The sequence below is a fragment of the Burkholderia sola genome (genome assembly GCF_905400185.1).
Classification (GTDB): Bacteria; Pseudomonadota; Gammaproteobacteria; order Burkholderiales; family Burkholderiaceae; genus Burkholderia; species Burkholderia sola.
The window spans coordinates 3,331,438-3,349,327 of sequence record NZ_FR989675.1; the positions used below are offsets into that span (position 1 = coordinate 3,331,438).

Annotated in this window: 18 protein-coding genes; 8 read left to right on the forward strand and 10 right to left on the reverse strand. The window is 69.9% G+C overall.

Annotation, left to right across the window (positions count from 1 at the left end; genetic code table 11):
* Positions 1 to 18: 18 nt before the first annotated feature.
* Positions 19 to 2,220, reverse strand: a complete 2,202-nt coding sequence (locus KR541_RS15365) for a TonB-dependent receptor (protein WP_216089607.1) — start codon at positions 2,218 to 2,220, stop codon at positions 19 to 21.
* A gap of 142 nt (positions 2,221 to 2,362) precedes the next feature.
* A complete protein-coding gene (locus KR541_RS15370) occupies positions 2,363 to 3,001 on the reverse strand; it encodes a glutathione S-transferase family protein (protein ID WP_050014323.1) in 639 nt (212 codons plus the stop codon).
* A 111-nt stretch (positions 3,002 to 3,112) separates the two neighbouring features.
* Here KR541_RS15370 and KR541_RS15375 point away from each other — a divergent pair, with 111 nt between their 5' ends.
* Positions 3,113 to 4,033 carry a LysR substrate-binding domain-containing protein gene (locus KR541_RS15375; protein ID WP_050014322.1) on the forward strand — a complete coding sequence of 307 codons (921 nt, stop codon included), beginning with the start codon at positions 3,113 to 3,115 and terminating at the stop codon, positions 4,031 to 4,033.
* A gap of 15 nt (positions 4,034 to 4,048) precedes the next feature.
* Here KR541_RS15375 and KR541_RS15380 read toward each other — a convergent pair whose 3' ends face one another.
* Genes KR541_RS15380 through KR541_RS15390 form a run of 3 tightly spaced genes read right to left on the reverse strand, consistent with a single transcriptional unit; the run spans position 4,049 to position 8,045 of the window.
* Positions 4,049 to 6,274 carry a xanthine dehydrogenase family protein molybdopterin-binding subunit gene (locus KR541_RS15380; protein WP_050014321.1) on the reverse strand — a complete coding sequence of 742 codons (2,226 nt, stop codon included), beginning with the start codon at positions 6,272 to 6,274 and terminating at the stop codon, positions 4,049 to 4,051.
* Positions 6,271 to 7,272: an FAD binding domain-containing protein gene (locus tag KR541_RS15385; protein ID WP_176017100.1), complete on the reverse strand. Its 1,002-nt coding sequence runs from the start codon at positions 7,270 to 7,272 to the stop codon at positions 6,271 to 6,273. The genes KR541_RS15380 and KR541_RS15385 overlap by 4 nt, the downstream gene beginning before the upstream one ends.
* Positions 7,273 to 7,289: 17 nt before the next feature.
* Positions 7,290 to 8,045 (reverse strand): (2Fe-2S)-binding protein, encoded by a 756-nt coding sequence (locus tag KR541_RS15390; RefSeq protein ID WP_216089608.1) that lies wholly within the window; start codon positions 8,043 to 8,045, stop codon positions 7,290 to 7,292.
* Between the two features lie 555 nt (positions 8,046 to 8,600).
* Between KR541_RS15390 and KR541_RS15395 the strand changes: the two genes are divergently transcribed.
* Positions 8,601 to 8,885 carry a hypothetical protein gene (locus tag KR541_RS15395; protein WP_050014318.1) on the forward strand — a complete coding sequence of 95 codons (285 nt, stop codon included), beginning with the start codon at positions 8,601 to 8,603 and terminating at the stop codon, positions 8,883 to 8,885.
* Positions 8,886 to 8,917: 32 nt separating this feature from the next.
* On the opposite strand, the gene KR541_RS15400 is transcribed toward KR541_RS15395, so the two are convergent.
* Both KR541_RS15400 and KR541_RS15405 read right to left on the reverse strand, forming a co-directional pair.
* Entirely contained in the window at positions 8,918 to 9,070 is a 153-nt protein-coding gene (locus KR541_RS15400) for a hypothetical protein (protein WP_160300514.1), read from the reverse strand.
* Between the two features lie 82 nt (positions 9,071 to 9,152).
* Positions 9,153 to 9,776 carry an RBBP9/YdeN family alpha/beta hydrolase gene (locus tag KR541_RS15405; RefSeq protein ID WP_050014317.1) on the reverse strand — a complete coding sequence of 208 codons (624 nt, stop codon included), beginning with the start codon at positions 9,774 to 9,776 and terminating at the stop codon, positions 9,153 to 9,155.
* A 356-nt stretch (positions 9,777 to 10,132) separates the two neighbouring features.
* On the opposite strand from KR541_RS15405, the gene KR541_RS15410 reads away from it, so the two are divergent.
* Genes KR541_RS15410 through KR541_RS15425 form a run of 4 tightly spaced genes read left to right on the forward strand, consistent with a single transcriptional unit; the run spans position 10,133 to position 12,773 of the window.
* On the forward strand, positions 10,133 to 11,074 hold the full coding sequence (locus tag KR541_RS15410) for a 2-hydroxyacid dehydrogenase (protein ID WP_050014316.1): 942 nt from the start codon (positions 10,133 to 10,135) through the stop codon (positions 11,072 to 11,074).
* A 30-nt stretch (positions 11,075 to 11,104) separates the two neighbouring features.
* On the forward strand, positions 11,105 to 12,037 hold the full coding sequence (locus KR541_RS15415) for a hydroxymethylglutaryl-CoA lyase (RefSeq protein ID WP_089488877.1): 933 nt from the start codon (positions 11,105 to 11,107) through the stop codon (positions 12,035 to 12,037).
* A 26-nt stretch (positions 12,038 to 12,063) separates the two neighbouring features.
* The gene (locus tag KR541_RS15420; protein ID WP_089488878.1) at positions 12,064 to 12,570 is read left to right on the forward strand and encodes a YbaK/EbsC family protein; all 507 of its coding nucleotides are present in this window, start codon (positions 12,064 to 12,066) and stop codon (positions 12,568 to 12,570) included.
* A complete protein-coding gene (locus KR541_RS15425; protein WP_006477621.1) occupies positions 12,567 to 12,773 on the forward strand; it encodes a DUF1289 domain-containing protein in 207 nt (68 codons plus the stop codon). The genes KR541_RS15420 and KR541_RS15425 overlap by 4 nt, the downstream gene beginning before the upstream one ends.
* Before the next feature lie 254 nt (positions 12,774 to 13,027).
* Here KR541_RS15425 and KR541_RS15430 read toward each other — a convergent pair whose 3' ends face one another.
* A complete protein-coding gene (locus KR541_RS15430) occupies positions 13,028 to 13,930 on the reverse strand; it encodes a DMT family transporter (protein ID WP_176017032.1) in 903 nt (300 codons plus the stop codon).
* Positions 13,931 to 14,042: 112 nt separating this feature from the next.
* Between KR541_RS15430 and KR541_RS15435 the strand changes: the two genes are divergently transcribed.
* On the forward strand, positions 14,043 to 14,534 hold the full coding sequence (locus tag KR541_RS15435; RefSeq protein ID WP_050014344.1) for an Lrp/AsnC family transcriptional regulator: 492 nt from the start codon (positions 14,043 to 14,045) through the stop codon (positions 14,532 to 14,534).
* Positions 14,535 to 14,583: 49 nt separating this feature from the next.
* Here the strand turns inward: KR541_RS15435 and KR541_RS15440 are convergent, their stop codons facing one another.
* The gene (locus KR541_RS15440; RefSeq protein WP_050014311.1) at positions 14,584 to 15,480 is read right to left on the reverse strand and encodes an alpha/beta fold hydrolase; all 897 of its coding nucleotides are present in this window, start codon (positions 15,478 to 15,480) and stop codon (positions 14,584 to 14,586) included.
* A 239-nt stretch (positions 15,481 to 15,719) separates the two neighbouring features.
* Between KR541_RS15440 and KR541_RS15445 the strand changes: the two genes are divergently transcribed.
* Positions 15,720 to 16,679, forward strand: a complete 960-nt coding sequence (locus tag KR541_RS15445; protein ID WP_050014310.1) for an NAD(P)H-dependent flavin oxidoreductase — start codon at positions 15,720 to 15,722, stop codon at positions 16,677 to 16,679.
* 117 nt (positions 16,680 to 16,796) lie between these two features.
* Here the strand turns inward: KR541_RS15445 and KR541_RS15450 are convergent, their stop codons facing one another.
* Positions 16,797 to 17,759 carry a LysR family transcriptional regulator gene (locus tag KR541_RS15450; RefSeq protein ID WP_050014309.1) on the reverse strand — a complete coding sequence of 321 codons (963 nt, stop codon included), beginning with the start codon at positions 17,757 to 17,759 and terminating at the stop codon, positions 16,797 to 16,799.
* Between the last annotated feature and the right edge of the window lie 131 nt (positions 17,760 to 17,890).

Genomic DNA, 17,890 nt, shown 5'->3' on the forward strand with positions numbered 1-17,890 from the left:
CGACGGCGCGCGGTGCGGTCAGAACTTGTACACGGCCGACAGCATCGCCGAACGGCCGTCGCCGAACTCGACCGCCGATGACCGCGATTCGCTGCCCGACACCTGCCGCACGCGTTCGACGTACGCGCGATCGAACAGATTGACGACGTTCAGCTGGATGCGCAGCCGGCGGCTCACGTCGTAGCTCGCCATCAGGTTGTGCACCCAGTACGCGCCGAGCTTGCCGTCGCCCTGCGACGTCACGTTGCGCCGGCCGACGAAGTGCGAACCGTAGCCGAGCGTCCAGCCCGCCGGCAACCGATAGGTCGTCCACACGTTGAACGCGTGCCGCGGCGTGTTGCCGAGCGCCTGCCCGTCGCGCCGCGGCGACGACGGCGAGCTGAGCGTCACGCTCGCGAGGTACGTGTAGTTCGCGAACACGTCCCAGCGCGGCGTCACCTTGCCGGCGGCGCCGAGCTCGACGCCGCGCACGCGTTGCCGGCCCACGAGCGCATAGCTGCCGTCGGCCATTCGTTCGCGCGCGTTCTTCTTTTCGGTCTGGAACAGCGCGCCGTTCAGCGCGATGCCCGCGAGCCCCTCCCATTTCGCACCGAGTTCGAAGCTCTCGTTTTTCTCGGGCGCGAGCGCGCCGGTCGCCGCGCTCACGCCGGAGCCGGTGGTCACGAGGAATTCGGCGGACGGGTTGAACGACGTCCCGTACGCGAAATACGCGCGACCGTTGTCGGTCGGCTTGAACACGAGCCCCGCGCGCGTGCTCAGATGCCGATCGGCCGTATCCGCGCGCTCGGTGGGCTTGCCGGCCGCGGTGCCTTCCGACCGGCCGTCGATCCAGTCGTGCCGCAGCCCGACGTCGATGTCCCAGTAGCGGCCCACCGAGATCGTGTCGAACGCGTACAGCGCCTTCACGACCAGCGCTGTGTCGTTGCGCGCGCTGTCCTGGCGCTGCGCCGGGCCGCGCCACACGCCGGGCGGCGCGGCGAGCGCGAAGCCGTCGGCCGGGTAGAAGCGGTTGAGCCCGTACGAATAGGTCGTGCGGCCGTACGTCTCGCGCGAGATCTCGAAGCCCGTGACCAGCGTATGCCCGATGCCGAACGTCGAGAACGCGCTGGTGACGTTCGTCTGGTTCGCCCACATCGCGGTCGACGCATCGCGGCCATAGCCCTGCGGCCCGGCCGGCTTGTAGCGCCCCGGCGGCAGGCCCTGCAGGTTCACGTGCGACGCCGAAATCACCGTGTCGCGATTCAGGTGCGCATAGCGGCTCAGGTTCTGCACCTTCAGGCCGGACGACACGTCGTGTTCGGCCTTCACGGTGAACGTATCCGACGTGATGCGTTCGCGGTCGAGATTGCGCCAGCCGAAATAGCGGTCGCGCGACACGCCGGCCAGCACCTGGCCGTTGTGCGCCGGCAGCCCGTAGTCGGGCAGGTTGTTGTCGTACTGGTGGAAATAGCCGAGCGTGACGCGGGTCGGCGTGCCGAGACCGAACGCGAGCGACGGCGCGATGCCCCAGCGCCGCTTGCGGATGTCGTCGCGGCCGGGCACGTCGTTGACGTGCGCCATCGCATTCAGGCGGAACGCCGCGCGGCCGTCGGTGCCGGCCAGCGGCCGGTTCGCATCGAGCGTCACGCGGCGGTAGTCCGACGTGCCGAGCATCGTGCCGGCCTCGGTGAACGCGCCGGCCTTCGGTGTCTTGCTGACCAGGTTCACCGAGCCGCCCGTCGTGCCCGCGCCGCCGAACACCGAATTCGGCCCCTTGATCACCTCGACCGCCTCGACGTTGAACAGGTCGCTGCGATTGTTCTGCGCGCTGTCGCGCAGCCCGTCGAGCTGCAGGTTCGCGTTCGCGCCGAAACCACGGATATTGAACATATCGCCCGACCCGCCGCCGCCCTCGCCGGCGTTGAACGTGATGCCCGCGACGTTCGACAGCGCCTCGCGCAAGCTCAGCGCCTGCTGTTCGTCGAGCACCGCGCGCGGGACGACGGTGATCGTCTGCGGCACGTCGAGCAGCGGCGTCGCATATTTGGCGGAACCCGACCGGTCGACGCGCGACCCGGCGTCGCGCGCGCCGTGCACGACGATCGGGTCCAGATGCGGCGCGCGGCGCGGCTCGCCTTCCTCCGCGCAGGCCGGCGCGGCCGCACAGGTCATCATCGCGAACGCGACGGATGCGGTCGCGCGGCGCGGCGGCGTCGCGCTCGACTGGATACAACGGCTCATGTTCACTCCATTCCATTGATGAGAATGCTTCTCATTCAATAGAATTGAGCGCGACATGACAATTGGACACGTCCGAACTTCGCGGTCCGAACGAACCGCCGCACGGAACGGCCGCGCCGCCGGCTGCCCGCGCGCCGCCGTGTCAAACCGCCTCGCGCGCCAGCGCACGCCGCGCGGCCGGCCGTTCGGCCTCGCGCTGTGCATGCACGGTCCATGCGGGATGCCGCGTCATGTCGAGCCCGATCGCGACGCCCCAGCGATACAGCACGAGCAGGAACGGATCGACGATCGAATGCGCACCCGGCTCGGCCCACGTGCGGCCGTCGGCCAGCAGAGCTTCGATCGACGCGTTCGCGGCGTCGATCGTGCTGCGTCCGTGCGCGCTGACCGCGCCGTGCAGCGCCGGATCGTCGATGAAGCGACCGGGCCGCCACAGCGCGCCGTAGCCGACGCCGTGCACCCAGCCGACCAGCCAGGCGAGCCATTCGTGGCACCGCGCCTCGCGCAGCGGATCGACGAGCGGCAGCAATTGCGCGTCTGGATAGCGGCGTGCGAGATACGTGAGGATCGCCGGCGTTTCGGTCAGCACGCGCGGCTCGCCCGGAATCGCGAGCACGGGTACGCGCGCCTTCGGGTTGATCGCGAGATAGCGCGCGTCGAGGTTCTGCCGCTCCTTCACCGAGACGATTTCGACGTCGAACGGCGCGCCGGTTTCCTCCAGCGCGATGTGGGCGGCGAGCGAGCAGGCGCCCGGCGAAAGATAGAGACGATAGGCGTTCATGGCGGCTTGGCGTGACGGGCTGTGGAAGACGGAACCGAGTGTAGGAACGCATGCCGATGCGCGACAAACGATGAATTGTCGTGCTCGGACATTAGTGTTACTAATACCCGCATGCGACGCATCCACCTCCCTCCGCTGCAGACGCTGCGCGCGTTCGAAGCCGCCGTGCGGCTGCAGAGCTTCACGCGCGCGGCCGACGAGCTCGCGCTCACGCAAGGCGCGGTCAGCCAGCACATCCGCGCGCTCGAGGCGCAGCTCGGCTATCCGCTGTTCACGCGCGAACGCAACGGCGCGACGCCGACGCATGCCGCGCACGCGCTCGCATTGCAGGTGCGCCAGGGCCTGAGCGTGCTCGAACGCGCGTTCGAACCCGCGCTGACGGTGCGCAGCCGCCCGCGCACCTGCGACGTGACGCTGAACGTGAGCGTGCTGCCGAGCGTCGCCGAGCGCTGGCTCGCGCCGCGCCTGCCGCGCTTCTCGGCGGCACACCCGCACATCGCGATCGTGCTGCATCCGAACGTCGCGCTCGCGCCGCTGCGCAAGCGCGACCGCATCGACGTCGCGCTGCGCTACGGGCCCGGCACGTGGCCCGGCGTCGTCGCCGAGAAGCTGATGAACGAGACGATCTTTCCGGTCGCGAGCCCCGCGTACCGCAATCGCGACGGCGTCGCCCCGCGCACGCCGGCCGACCTCGTGCGCGCGACGCTGCTGCGCCATCCCGCGCAGCCGTGGGAACCGTGGTTCCAGGCCGCGCGGCTCGACCTCACCGAATCTGCGCGCGCACCGCGCTTCACCGATGCGAACGCGCTGATCGACGCCGCGCTGCAAGGCCGCGGCGTCGCCCTCGCGCGCCGCTCGCTGATCGAGCCCGAACTCGCTGACGGCACGCTCGTGCGCGTGTCGACGGTGCGCATCGCCGACGTGTACGCGCACTACGTCGTGTGGCGCCCCGGCCATCCTCAGGAAGCGGTGATCCGCACGTGGCTCGACTGGCTGCGCGGCGAAGTGCGGCGCAGGACGCCGCGGCGCTGACGCCGACGGCGACGCTCACGCGCGCATCGGCATCGCCACCTTGTCGAGCGTGATCGGCAGATCGCGCACCCGCACGCCGGTCGCGTGATAGACCGCATTGGCGATCGCGGCCGGCACGCCGGTGATGCCGATCTCGCCGATGCCGCGAATGCCGAGCGGATTGAAATGCGTGTCGTTTTCGTCGACGAAACTCACGTCGAGCTCGCCGATGTCCGCGTTCACGGGCACGTGATATTCGGCGAGATTCGCGTTCGTGAAGCGGCCGTACCGCACGTCGAGATGCGAACCCTCCTCGAGCGCGGTGCCGAGCCCCCACACCATCCCGCCGATCAGCTGGCTGCGTGCCGTTTTCGCGTTGAGCAGGCGGCCGACGCTGTAGACGCCGACGATGCGCGGTACGCGAATCGTGCCGAGTTCGGCATCGACGCGCACTTCGGCAAACACCGCGCCGAACGAATGGGATGCATAACGCGACTTCTCGTCGCCCGGCTTCGTCGTCGCCTGCGCGTCGATCGGCCGGCCGCCCGCACGCGCGATCACCGCCGCGGCCGGATCGCGCCGCGACGGCTCGCCGCGATGCACGACCCAGCCGTTGTCGACCGTCACGTCATCGGCCGCGGCGCCGTGCAGCGGCGAACCCGGATCGGCGATCGCCAGCGCGATCAGCTTCGCGCGCGCCTGCAGCGCGGCCTCGCGCACGGCGGGCGCCACGCTCGCCGCCGACTGCGAGCCGCCCGATACCGGCGCGCGCGGCAGGCTCGAGTCGCCGAGCGCGAAGCGCACGTTCTGCGGCGCGAAACCGAGCGCGTCGGCCGCGACTTGCGTCATCACCGTATAGGTGCCGGTGCCGATGTCCTGCGTGCCCGACGCGACCTCGGCCGTGCCGTCCGGCAGGATGCGCGCCCGCGCCGACGCTTCGCTGCGGTTCGCCGGATACGTGGCGGCCGCCATCCCGAGGCCGATCAGCGTGTCGCCGTCGCGCAGCGTGCGCGGCGCGCCGGTGCGGCGCGACCAGCCGAAGCGCCGCGCGCCGACCTCGTAGCATTCGCGCAGCTTGTTGCTCGACCACGGCTTGCCGTCCTGCGGATCGACTTCCGCGTAATTCGCGAGCCGCAGCGCGACCGGGTCCATGCCGAGTTGCCACGCGAGCTCGTCCATCGCCGATTCGAGCGCGAACGAGCCCGACGCCTCGCCGGGCGCGCGCATGAACGTCGGCGTGCCGACGTTCAGCGGCACGATCCGGTGCGTGGTCGCGTGGTTCGGCACCGCGTACATGATCCGCGACGGCATCCCGCACATTTCCATCCAGTCCTCGAACGTCGACGTGGTGGCGATCGTGTCGTGGCGCATCGCCGTCAACGTGCCGTCCTGGCGAGCGGCCAGCACGATGCGCTGTTCGGTGAACGGCCGCCCGCCGACCGAGCCGAACATCTGCGGCCGCGTCAATGCGAGGCGAACCGGGCGCCCGACCTGCTTCGCGGCCATCCCGCACAACGACACGTGCGACCACGACGAGCCCTTGCAGCCGAAGCCGCCGCCGAGAAACGGCGAAATCACGCGCACGTGTTCCGGTGCGATGCCGAACACGGCGGCCACCGCCGTGCTCGCGCCCGACACGCCCTGCGTCGCATCGTGCAGCGTGAGCGTCGGGCCGTCCCAGCGCGCCATCGTCGCGTGCGGCTCGATCGGGTTGTGGTGCTGCATCGGCGTCGTATAGGTCGCGTCGATGTGCACCGCGCCTTCGCGCAGGCCTGCATCGACGTCCCCGCGCTGCGTATCCATCGCGCGGCCCTGCTGCTTCGGCGGCATGCGCGCGCCGCGCTTCGCGTGCGCGAAATCCGCGACGGCATCGGTCGCGCGATAGCGCACCTGCACGGCATGGGCGGCGTCGGTCGCCTGCTCGAGCGTTTCGGCGACGACGACCGCGACGGGTTCGTTGCTGTAGCGCACCGTGTCGTCCTGCAGCAACGTGAGGCGGCGCCCGGCCGGCGGCGACAGCGGCGGCCGGCCGCCGTTGGGCAGCCGCATCGCGTTCTCGTGCGTGATCACGATCAGCACGCCCGGCATCGCGCGGGCGCGCGCCGCATCGATCGACTCGATCCTGCCGGATGCGATCGTGCTCGTGACGAGCACCGCGTGCGCGAGCCGCGTATCGGAGAATTCGGCCGCGTAGTGCGCGCCGCCCGTCACCTTCAGTACACCGTCGACACGGTCGAGCGGCTGTCCCGTCATCGTGTTCATGCGGCACCTCCCGTCATGGCGGCTGCCGTTTCGACCGCACGGACGATCGCCCGCTGCGCGAGCGCGACCTTGAAGCCATTGCCGTCGAGCGGACGCGCATCGCGCAATGCCAGCGCGGCCGCCTCGCGCAGCGTCGCGTCGGTCGGCGTGCGGCCAACGAGATGCGCTTCCGCTTCCGTTGCACGCAACGGCTTGTGCGCGACGCCGCCGAGCGCGATTCGCGCGTCGGCGACGCGCGGGCCCTCCATCCGCAGGGCGGCCGCGACCGACACCAGCGCGAACGCGTAGCTCGCGCGATCGCGCACCTTCAGATAGTGCGCATGGTCGGCAAAGCGCGGCGGCGGCAAGTCCACCGCGGTGATCAGCTCGCCCGGTTCGAGCGTCGTGTCGAGATCGGGACGATCGCCCGGCAAGCGGTGAAACGAGGCGATCGGAATCTGCCGTGCACCGCGCGGGCCGCTCACCTGCACGACCGCATCGAGCGCGGCGAGCGCGACGCTCATGTCCGACGGGTTCACCGCCACGCACTGCGGGCTCGCACCGAGGATCGCGTGCATCCGGTTGTGGCCGCCGATCGCCGCGCAGCCGCTGCCCGGCTCGCGCTTGTTGCATTGCGCGAACGCGGGGTCGTAGAAATACGGGCAGCGCGTGCGCTGCATCAGGTTGCCGCCGACGGTCGCCATGTTGCGCAATTGCGCGGACGCGCCAGCGAGCAGCGCCTGCGACAGCAGCGGATAGTCGGCGCGCACGCGCGGATGATCGGCCGCATCGCTGTTGCGCACGAGCGCACCGATGCGCACGCCGCCGCCGGGCAGCGCATCGACCGTATCGAGGCCCGCGATCCGCGTGATGTCGATGAGCGTGACGGGCCGCGCGACGCCGCCCTTCATCAGGTCCAGCAGGTTCGTGCCGCCGCCGATGAAGGCCGCGCCGGGCCGCTGCGCCGCGCGCACGGCGCCGGCGACGTCGGTCGCGCGTTCGTAGGAGATTGCTTCCATTGCGGTGCCCTCCCCGCCTAGCCGTGCGCCGCATGCGCGGCGCGCACGGCGGCGACGATGTTCGGGTACGCGCCGCAGCGGCACAGGTTGCCGCTCATGCGCTCGCGGATCTCGTCGTCCGACAGCTGCGCGGGACGGCGCCGCACGTCATCCGTGGCGGCGCTCCCGGCCCCCGCCGCGAACTCGTCGAGCAGCGCGGTCGCCGAGCAGAGCTGGCCGGACGTGCAGTAGCCGCACTGGAACGCATCGCATTCGACGAACGCACGCTGCACCGGGCTCAACACGCCGCCGCGCGCCAGCCCTTCGACGGTCGTGATCCGCTCGCCCTGGTGCATCACCGCGAGCGTCAGGCACGCGTTGATGCGCCGGCCGTCGACGAGCACCGTGCACGCGCCGCACTGCCCGCGATCGCAGCCCTTCTTCGTACCCGTGAGGCCCGCGTATTCGCGCAGTGCGTCGAGCAGCGTGACGCGCGGTTCGAGCTGCAGCGTGTATGCGCGCCCGTTGATGTCGAGATGCACGGGCCGCGCCGGCACCGTATCGCGGCGGGGCGCGGCCGGCGTGGACGCCGCGTGCGGCGACTGCGGATGAACGTGCGATGCGGCGCTGACGGTCGCGGCAGCCGCCGCGGATTGCAGGAAACGGCGCCGCGCGGCGCTGGACGGCGTATCGTGCGGCAACGGCAGCGGCGCTGAACGGCCGGGCCCGAGCGGCGACGGGGCAGCGTCGCGCGCCGGTTCGGCGGACGGAGAATCGGATCGATCGCTGGACATGGCTTCTGCTCGCTCCGTGGTTGATGGACGCGGGTGTGCGCCGCGTGCCCGGATGGCAGCGCGGTCGGCACGCGCATCGGCAACGAGCAATTCGGGTGCCGCGAAACTGCGGGGGGGCCGCATACAGGTGCAGCGCCGGCCATCGTGCGCGGCGCGCACCGGGCGGCAGACGGACCGAGTTGGCGGTGAGAACGCTTCCATGACGCCACGCTGGCGCGCGGCTGGCCGTTCGCTGACGAAGCGGCAATAACGCCCGATTTTTGGGCGCGGCCGGCCGCGCATCGGTCGCAAGTTGCCGATCGCGTTTGCGATGCCGCGCATGGCGCCCGCGTCGCCGTGGCCGGGTCGCGGCGTGGCGCGCCGTGTAAATGCGCGCAGCATCCGCCTCTGCTGGAAAATTCCGCCATGCGTGCCGGTGGATCGCCGCGACGGCATTCGGTCAGCCGGACGAAACCATTTCGCGATCGCGCCGGAATCGCAAACGATTCACCGAAACGTCGCATCGCGCCCGCATACTCGAAAACGTTTCCCGATCAGCCTGCCAGGAGAGAAGTCATGCGTCGCGTTTCCGTCGCCGTCGTTCTGTGTACCGCCGTGTTCGTCGCCGCGTGCAGCGACGACGCACCGCACGACGCCCACGCGACCGACACCGTGCCGCAGGCCGGCGCATCGAGCGGCGCCGCCAGCGCGTTCAACAGCGACGCGACCGCGAATACCGTCGCATCCGAGGCCGCGCCGCTCGCGCCGCCCGTCGTGCATTACCCGCCCGATGACGACGACGATGCGACGCCCACTGGGAACGCAGCCGCTTCAAGCGCCGCCGCGTCGTCGCCGGGCTGATCCCGCTGCCACGTGATAGGAGTCGGTACTGTTCAGGCAGCGCAGTGGGCGCGCGCGTCGAGCCGCCACTGACATGACGTAACGGTCGGCGACGGCGCGAACGGCACGGTGTCGCGCCGCTTCGCGGGCCACGTCGGGTACGGCCGGCCGAGCGATTCGGACCCGGCCGCGGCCGTCAGGGCCATGAGGCCCGCCTGCGCATTGCAAGCGCGACGGCCCGCCCTACCGCGACAGCCACCGCGCGGCATGCGCCGCGCAACCGGCCCGTCAGACCGCGTGCGCGAGCGCGCGATCGACGAGCGCGGCCTCGAAGCCGTCGTCCGCGTCGCGAAAACGCAGCGGCGCCGCGCAATGCACCAGCGTGTCGATGAAGTATTTCGCGCGCGGCCACGGCCCGTAGCCGGCCGCCGTGTTGATGTGCCCGGCATCGCCGAGGTTCACGAACGCGCTACCCAGGCGCTGCGCGAGCGTGCGCGCATCGCCGAGCGGCATCCACGGATCGGTCTCGCTGCCGATCACGATCGACGGCACCGCGAGCCGGCGTGCGTCGAACGGCCCGGCAAACGTGAATTTCTTCGGGCTCGCCGGCGCGACGAACAGCACGCCCGCGACATCGCCGACGTGCGGCCACTGCGCGAGCGCATGCGCGGTCGCAAGGCAGCCGAAGCTGTGCGCGGCGAGCACGAACGGGCCGCGCTCGCGATCGAGCAGCGCGCGCACCGCTTGCGCCCACCCCGCGAGATCGGGCGCATCCCAGTCGTGCTGCTCGACCCGCAACGCGCGCGGGAACTGCCGCTCGAGCCAGGTCTGCCAGTGGGCGCCTTCGCTGCCGTGCAGGCCCGGGACGGTGACGAGCCGCGGCGGCCACGCCGATTTGCTGCATGCGCGCATGATTGCCCTCGCTTGCTTGAAGACGAGGTTCGATTGTGGCGTCGCGTACGCGGCAGCCGAACCAATATTTTGTGCTTTGCTTTTGCGCGGCGCGGTGACCGGCGGCGGCCCGGCGACTGCGCGACGGCGGCCCAAGCCAGCCGCATGGGCCGCATGGCCCGCACCGACGGCGCAATGTGCGGCGAAACCGTAGAATGTGGGCTTCCCGTCAGCGTCACACGGAACCGGTCCCCGCGCCGACGCGCCGGGCCGTTCGTCAGGAGTCGTCCAATGTCCGCTACGTCCGCCGGCGCGCCGCGCCCGGCTTCGCTCGCCGTTCCCGTGACGCGCCTCGCCGGCGCGCGCGCCGTCACGCAATGAAGATCCTGTTCCATTCACCGCATCAGGAAGCCGGCGCATGGCGCGACGAGATCGCGCGGGCGCTGCCGGAAGCCGAACTGCGCGCGTGGCAGCCGGGCGATACGGCCGCCGCCGACTACGCGCTCGTGTGGCGCGCACCGCGCGAGTTCTTCGCGCCGCGCGACGGCCTGCGCGCGATCTTCAACCTCGGCGCGGGCGTCGATGCGCTGCTCGCGCTCGACCGCGCGCATCCGGGCACGCTGCCCGCACACGTGCCGCTGGTGCGGCTCGAGGATTCGGGCATGGCGCAGCAGATGGTCGAATACGTGACGCACGCGGTGCTGCGCTACCTGCGCCGCTTCGACGAATACGACCTGCAACAGCGCGAACGCCGCTGGCAGCCGCTCGAACCGCATGCGCGCGCGAGCTTCACCGTCGCGGTCCTCGGCCTCGGCGTGCTCGGCGCCGAGGTCGCCCGCGCGCTCGCCGCGCTCGGCCTGCCGGTGCGCGGCTACAGCCGCAGTGCGAAGCAGCTCGACGGCATCGCGACCTTCGCCGGCGACGGCGCGTTCGACGCGTGCATCGACGGCGCGAAGGTGCTCGTCAACCTGCTGCCGAGCACGCGCGACACCGACGGCATCCTGTCGGCGCGCGCGTTCGCGCGGCTCGCGCGCGGCGCGTACGTCGTCAACGTCGCGCGCGGCGCGCATCTCGTCGAAGCCGACCTGCTCGACGCGCTCGCGAGCGGCCAGGTCGCCGCGGCCACGCTCGACGTGTTCCAGCACGAGCCGCTGCCTGACGACCATCCGTTCTGGCGCGCGCCGCGCATCACGATCACGCCGCACAGCTCGGCCGAGACGCTGCGCGCGGAAGCCGTCGAGCAGATCGCCGGCAAGATCCGCGCGTTCGAGCGCGGCGCGCCCGTCAGCGGGATCGTCGACTACGCACGCGGCTACTGAATTCCGCCCTACACGAAACCGGAGACAACCATGACGTTCCCCACCGCCGTCAAGATCGTCGAAGTCGGCCCGCGCGACGGCCTGCAGAACGAGAAGACCTTCGTGCCGACCGACGTGAAGATCGCACTCGTCGACCGGCTGTCGCGCGCCGGCTTCCGCAACGTCGAGGCCGCATCGTTCGTGTCGCCGAAATGGGTGCCGCAGATGGCCGACGGCGCCGACGTGATGGCCGGCATCGAGCGCCGCGCGGGCACCGTGTACTCGGTGCTCACGCCGAACCTGAAGGGTTTCGAGAACGCGGTCGCCGCGCGCGCCGACGAGGTCGTGATCTTCGGCGCGGCGAGCGAAGCGTTCTCGCAGCGGAACATCAACTGCAGCATCGCCGAGAGCATCGCGCGCTTCGAGCCCGTCGCGAAGGCCGCGAAGGACGCGGGTCTGCGACTGCGCGGCAGCGTGTCGTGCTCGCTCGGCTGCCCGTATCAAGGCGAGGTGCCGGTCGCGTCGGTCGTCGACGTCGTCGAACGCTTCGCCGCGCTCGGCTGCGACGAGATCGACATCGCCGACACGATCGGCGTCGGCACGCCGAAGCGCACGCGGGAGGTGCTCTCCGCGGTCACGCGCGTGTTCCCGCGTGAACGGCTGTCGGGCCATTTCCACGACACCTACGGCCAGGCGCTCGCGAACATCTACGCGGCGCTGTTCGAAGGGATCGAGATCTTCCATGCGTCGGTCGCGGGCCTCGGCGGCTGCCCGTACGCGAAGGGCGCGACCGGCAACGTCGCGACCGAGGACGTGCTGTACCTGATGCAAGGCCTCGGCATCGAGACCGGCATCGATCTCGCGCAGGTCGTCGCGGCCGGCGACTTCATCTCGAACGCGATCGGCCGCGCGAACGTGTCGCGCGCCGGTCGTGCACTGCTTGCCAGGGCGCAGGGCGCGGCCGACGCCGCGAACTGCGTCTGATCACGCCCTCCCACGGACGCCTCCCCATGACGACACCCGCTTCATTCGATTCCCTCCCCGATTCCGCGCGACGCGTCGCGCTGCTGCTGCGCGAGCGCGGCCATGCGAAAGGCATCGTGATGCTCGCCGAAACCGGCAAGACGTCGGCCGAGGCCGCGGCCGGGCTCGGCTGCTCGGTCGCGCAGATCGCGAAGTCGATCCTGTTTCGCCGGCAGGCCGACGGCGCGCCCGTGCTGGTCGTCGCGAGCGGCGTGAACCGCGTCGATGAAAAGAAGGTCGCCGCGCAGGTCGGCCCGGTCGGCCGCGCGGACGCGAAGTTCGTGCGCGACAACACCGGCTATGCGATCGGCGGCGTCTGCCCGATCGGCCATCTGGTCGAACCCGTCACGCTGATCGACGCCGACCTGCTCGCGCTCGACAGCCTGTGGGCCGCCGCCGGCCATCCGCACGCGGTGTTCAACCTGTCGCCGCACGAACTCGTGTCGCTGACGGGCGCGCCGGTCGCGGACGTCGCGTTGCGGGAGCCCGCATGAGCGACGTGACGATGCCGGTCGCCACGGTCGCGTCGCCGTGCACCGACGTCTGCCGGATCGATCCGCGCACCGACTGGTGCGCGGGCTGCCTGCGCACGCGCGGCGAGATCAAGGGATGGCGTGAGTCGGACGACGACGCGCGGCGCGCGCTGCTTGCGCGGCTCGACGCGCGGCGGCGGCTGATCGCGGGCAGCGAGACATAAAAAAAAGCCGTTCAGCCTCACGGGCGAACGGCATCGAGATCGGAATCCTGTGAACGTGATCAACGTCACAGCCCGCATCATACGAGCGACGCGGGCGCATCGCATCGGGTGTTTCCCTACAACTTCTTACAGCGCTTTTCGCGCACGCGCACGGCGTCCGCGCGACGTCATTCCGCAGGCACGCCTCACTCGCGACACGCGCATTCGACGCGCGGCGGCGTGAGCGCGCCGCCGCGCCGAATCCTCTGACCGTTTCAGTTGCCGACCGCGGTGCGACGGGCCGGCACGATGCGCCAGCCGAGGTTCACGCCGGCCGCCGCGAGCAGGATCAAGAGCGCGCCGAATACCTGCGTCCACGCGAGCGTCTGCCCGAACGCGATGCGATCGACGGCGATCGCGACGACCGGATAGACGAACGACAGCGCGCCCGTCATCGCGGTCGGCAGCTTCTGGACCGCGCCGTACAGCAGCACGTACATCAGCCCCGTGTTGACGATGCCGAGCACGATCAGGTCGGCCCATTGCCCGGCCGTCGCCGGCAACGTGTCGAAGTGCGCGAACGGCGCGAGCAGCAGGATGCCGAGGCCGACCTGCAGCAGCGCGAGCAGATGCGGCGGCGTGCCCTTCAGGTGCTTCGTGATGATCGACGAGATCGCGTACAGGAACGCCGCGCCGAGCGACAGCGCGACCCCTTCCAGGTATTCGCCGGGCACCGCGAGCACGGCCGGTTCGACGCGCACCACGAACACGAGCCCGGCGAATGCGAGCGCGAGCCACGCGAGCGTCGACGCGGTGATCCGCTCGCGGAACACGATGGCGCCGAGCGCGACGAGCATGAACGGCTGCGTGTTGTAGACGGCGGTCGCCATCGAGATCGACGCGCGCGAATACGCGGCGAACAGCAGCAGCCAGTTCGCGACGATCGCGAGACTGCCGAGCGTCGTGAGCACGAGCATCCGCGGCGAGAACAGCGAGCGGCGCAGGAAGCCGAACGCCGCACAGACGATCGCGAGCGTCGCCGTGCCGAACACGCAGCGGAAGAACACGACATTGGTCAGCGGCTGCTGCGACGACATCACGAGCCAGCCGATCGTGCCGGACATCAGCATCGCGACGATCATCTCGGCGGCGCCGCGGCGAATTTCATTCGAGGCCATCAGGAACTCCGTTGAAGAGCTTGGATGAGTTCGATTCTAGAAACTTGCTTTCGCTGAAACCACGGCTAAACTGAAGCGAATCAGCCGATTGACCTTCGAAAGCAAAGCGATCATGCCGAAACGCCTTTCCCCGCCCGCCGTCGCGTCGCTCGACGCGACCGACCGTGCAATCGTCGCCGCGCTGGCCGACGACGCCCGCATCGCGACCAGCGAACTCGCGCGGCAGATCGGGCTGTCGGCGCCCGCGACGGCCGACCGCGTGCGCCGGCTGGAAGCGCAAGGCGTGATCGCCGCGTTCACCGTCGAGCTCGACCCGCGTGCGCTCGGCTACACGCTGCAGGCGATCGTCCGCGTGAAGCCGCTGCCGGGCCAACTGCATCTGGTCGAGGAATTGCTGCGGCGGATTCCCGAATTCGTCGAATGCGACAAGGTGACCGGCGACGACTGCTTCATCTGCCGGCTCTACCTGCGCACGATCGAGCACCTCGACGACATCCTGTCGAAGGTGACGGAGCGCGCGGAGACGAGCACCGCGATCGTGAAATCGACGCCCGTGCCGCGCCGCCTGCCGCCGCTCGTCGAGGACGACCACGCGCACCGCTGAGCCGCGGCGCGCACCATCGGGCCGCCGGCGGCGCGCGCCGCCCAGCCCGTCACGCGGCCGCGTCCCGCGCGTCGAAGAACGCGAGCAGTTCGTCGATCAGCGCGACGGGCGCCTCTTCCGGAATGTAGTGCCCGCAGTCGAGCGCGCGGCCGCTGACGTCGCGCGCGACGCGACGCCACTCGTCGAGCGGATCGAAGCAGCGGCCGACGACGCCGTGCTCGCCCCACAGCACGCGCAGCGGGCACGCGATCTTGTTGCCGCGTTCGAGGTCCGCACGATCGTGCTCGAGATCGATCGTCGCCGATGCGCGATAGTCCTCGCACATCGCATGCACGGCGCCCGGCTGCGCGAGCGCCGCCCGGTACGCGTCGAGCGCCTCGGGCGCGAATGGCGCCAGCCCGGCCGACCGGTTGCCCATCACGCGCTCGACGTACGCATCGGTGTGCGCGCCGATCAGCGTCTCGGGCAGCGGCTCGGGCTGGATCAGGAAGAACCAGTGGAAATACGCGGTCGCGAACGCGCGATCGGTTTTCTCGTACATCGCGAGCGTCGGCGCGATGTCGAGCAGCATCATCCGCTCGACGGCCTCCGCGTGATCGAGCGCGAGCCGGTGCGCGACCCGCGCGCCGCGATCGTGCGCGCACACGTGGAACTGCGCGAAGCCGAAATGCCGCATCACGGCGACCTGGTCCGCCGCCATCGCGCGTTTCGAATACGGCGCGTGCCGCGCGTCGCTCGGCGGCCGGCCCGATGCGCCGTAGCCGCGCAGGTCGGTGGCGATCACCGTGAAGTGATTCGCGAGCGTCGCGGCGACGCGATGCCAGATCATGTGGGTCTGCGGATGGCCGTGCAGCAACAACAGCGGCGGACCCGCGCCTCCTTTGACACCGAAAATGTCGGTGTCCTGCACCGTCACGCGAAACGGTGCAAACGCCTCAAACGACATGGTTTGTTTCTCGTTGGTTTGTTATGGCGGCTATTTTATGAGCGCCGGCGCATCTTCACAGCGGCGTAAGCACGCGAAAGCGTAGAAAGAGAACACTCACTCGATTGCCGGCACACCGCGGAGTTTGTTAAGCTCGCGTAGAATCGCACGACCGTTCGTATTAATATGAACGAACGCGTTCCGCCGCTACACTCGAATCATCGTCCGACCGCAACGCCCCCGGAGACTGGAGACATCACATGGCATTGCCCACCGTCCTGCAAAACCTGACGCTGCCCGTCATCGCGTCGCCGATGTTCATCGTCAGCTACCCCGAACTCGTGCTAGCGCAATGCAAGGCGGGCATCGTCGGTTCGTTCCCCGCGCTCAATGCGCGTCCGGCCGAACGACTGGACGAGTGGCTCACGCAGATCCAGGCGGAACTCGCCGACCACAAGGCGAAACATCCCGATGCGGTGATCGGCCCGATCGCGGTCAACCAGATCGTCCACCAGTCGAACGCGCGGCTCGAGCACGACGTGCGCGTGTGCGTCGAGCACAAGGTGCCGATCTTCATCACGAGCCTGCGCGCGCCGGCGCGCGAGATCGTCGACGCGGTGCACGGCTACGGCGGCATCGTGCTGCACGACGTGATCAACCTGCGCCACGCGCAGAAGGCGCTCGAAGCGGGCGTCGACGGGCTGATCCTCGTCGCGGCCGGCGCCGGCGGCCACGCGGGCACGACGTCGCCGTTCGCGCTGGTCGGCGAAGTCCGCAAGATCTTCGACGGCCCGATCGTGCTGTCCGGCTCGATCGCGAACGGCGGCTCGATCCTCGCCGCGCAGGCGATGGGCGCGGACTTCGCGTACATGGGCACGCGTTTCATCGCGACGCAGGAAGCGCACGCGATCGACGACTACAAGCACGCGATCCTGAACGCGAAATCGTCGGACATCATCTACACGAACCTCTTCACGGGCGTGCACGGCAACTACATCCGCGAGAGCATCGAGAAGGCCGGCCTCGATCCGGACGCGCTGCCGGAATCGGACAAGACCAAGATGAATTTCGGCAGCGACAAGACGAAGGCGTGGAAGGACATCTGGGGCGCCGGCCAGGGCGTCGGCCTGATGGACGACCTGCCGAGCGTGGGTGCGCTCGTCGAGCGGCTCAAGCGCGAGTACGACGACGCGAAGGCGCGGCTCGGCATCCCGCGCTGACGGATGCGGCGGCCGTCGCGGCCGCCCTCGACGCGAGCGTCGTCGAGCCAAACGAAAAGCGCGAACCGGCAACCGGTTCGCGCTTTTTCATTGCCCCGCCGCGGCGGACGACGCGGCTCAGACCGCGCGCTTCATCCGCGTGATCGGCAGCACGCGCAGGTGCGATTCGATCGACGGGCACAACGACTGCCCTTCGAAACGCGCGGCCAGGAAATCGACGAAAGAGCGCACCTTCGCGGACACGTGGCGACGGCTCGCGTACACCGCATAGATCGGTGCCTCGTGCGGCGGCACCGAATCGAGCAGCACCGGCACGAGCCGGCCCGATTCGATGTCGTCGCCGACCACTTCGGTGCCGAGCAGCGCGATGCCCGCGCCGGCGAGCACGGCCGCGCGCAGCCCTTCGAGATGGTTCACGATCAGGTTGCCGTTCAGGCTCACGCGCGACGCGGCGGCCGCGTCGATCACCAGCGAATCGAGCATCGTCGAATTCGAATCGCGCCGCAGGTAGTTGTGGTTCGCGAGATCGGCGATCGTCTGCGGCGTGCCGCGCTTGTCGAGATACTCGGGCGACGCGACCAGCAGGATGTGCGCGGTCGCGATCTGGCGTGCGACCAGCGACGACGATTTCAATCCGTTCGGCGCCGCGCGCACCGCGACGTCATAGCCTTCCTCGATCAGGTCGACCACGCGATCGGACAGCGTCATGTCGACGGTCACGTCGGGGAACCGGCCCGCATAATCGGTGACGGCCTGCATCACGTGCCGCAGCCCGAACGCGGACAGCGACGTCACGCGCAGCCTGCCTTGCGGCACCACGCTCGCGGCGCCGACGGCCTGGCCGGCTTCGTCGAGTTCGGACAGCGCCTGCACGAGGCGCTCATAGTATTCGCGTCCCGCCTCGGTCGGCGCGACGCGTCGTGTCGTGCGATGCAGCAACCGCGCGCCGAGCTGCTGCTCGAGGTGCATCACGTGCTTGCTCGCCATCGCCGCCGACATCTGCATGCGCTCCGCCGCGCCGACGAAGCTGCCCACTTCGACGACGTAGCGAAACACATTCATGCTGACGAGGGTATCCATCGAACTAGCTCGCAATCCCGGGGAGTCAACCAATTACGAGATAGGGTAACAAAGGCGGGCAGACATAAAGGTCAAGAAAGGCAAAACGGCGCCGCGGGTGGCGGCGCCGCTTCGGGCCGGAAAGGACGGAC